This window comes from Moorena sp. SIO4A1 (assembly GCF_010672065.1).
Taxonomy (GTDB): Bacteria; Cyanobacteriota; Cyanobacteriia; order Cyanobacteriales; family Coleofasciculaceae; genus Moorena.
Genome location: NZ_JAAHHX010000873.1, coordinates 1 through 1,221 on the forward strand (window position 1 = coordinate 1; position 1,221 = coordinate 1,221).

The 1,221-nt window shown below is 42.0% G+C and carries 1 protein-coding gene; it reads left to right on the top strand.

The window, feature by feature from the left end:
- Window positions 1-21: 21 nt before the first annotated feature.
- A complete protein-coding gene (locus tag F6K53_RS43690; protein ID WP_229415505.1) occupies window positions 22-144 on the top strand; it encodes an adenosine-specific kinase in 123 nt (40 codons plus the stop codon).
- Window positions 145-1,221 lie beyond the last annotated feature (1,077 nt).

The following is a 1,221-nucleotide window of genomic DNA, read 5'->3' on the forward strand; positions in this document are numbered from 1 at the left end:
CAAAGTGGTTAGGATAGAAAGTTGATCAGGGGGAGTAACATCATCATTATTGGTAACGCCCACTTTATTAAAACGGTCGTTGACTTATATCAGGTCATGATCGGAACTTCGACCCAGCTAAAATTTGGCATCGTCTTCTGTTAAGCATCTGGATCATACTTGATTCGAGCTACAGCAAATGATTCAACGCTTAAATCTAATCCAAGTCAGAATCCTCAAGGGATTCAGGAGTGCTCAGAAGTCTGCCCTATCCATTGTTCCACCGCCAATCCGGTACAGGAGATTGTAGGTGAAACGAAGGGCGTAGCATCAAAAGGGTTGTGGATAGGTTTTAACCACAAGGAGTAAAAGGTACTGATCAGGTCAAGACACCCAAGGATTTCCTGAGCCAGTACGGCGACAAGCTCTAGTACCAAGTGCAATTAATTACTGTCAAATTAATTAGTGCCAAAATAGTTCCTATATTGTTGGGAATGGATAATATGGGTAATAGGGAATGAGTGAGCGATGCAGCGCGGTCTTGGGGAGGCAGCGCGGTCTTGGGGAGGCAGCGCCGCCAAAGGGGGTTCCCACGGGGCAAACAGCGGTGCGGACGCAGGTTCCGCACACAGACCCAAAACCACTCGCGCTTTGCCGTGGTCTCCCCCACTCGCGCTTTGCCGTGGTTTCCCCCACTCGCGCTTTGCATCAAGAAAGGATGATTCTCAACTAGATTAGAAACGATAACGACCCCTTACATTACCCGTAATTATTAGTACACCTAGGCAGAAATTGGTGACTAGTTCCTTTGAAGATGAAGGGGTAAGGGGGTGAGGGGGGGATTTTTCGCGGTCAGCTACTTCAGTACCTGTTGCACCATAGACGGAAAATAATGGTATTGATAAATTTATGACTATTTTATTCAGATTTTTAATCATATAGTAAAGGCCAGGAAAGTTATGTCAACTAAACTACAATTGCCGAACAAATTATGTAAAATCAACTACAAAATTTTGGGGATATAAGCCAAAGCCTGGAAATTCACTAAAACTCATCTCCTTGATTAGATCTATAAAAAAAATAAATCATTTTTGATTTCTAATTAAACATTTTTGATTTCTAATAAAAAATATCTGTTATAGAATAAAGTAAAGAAAGATGACCTCCTTTGAGGAAAATTTTCTAAACTAGTAGTATCAGCCCCGATAGAGTTGATAGCTCAATGAAGGGGAGAAACGAATT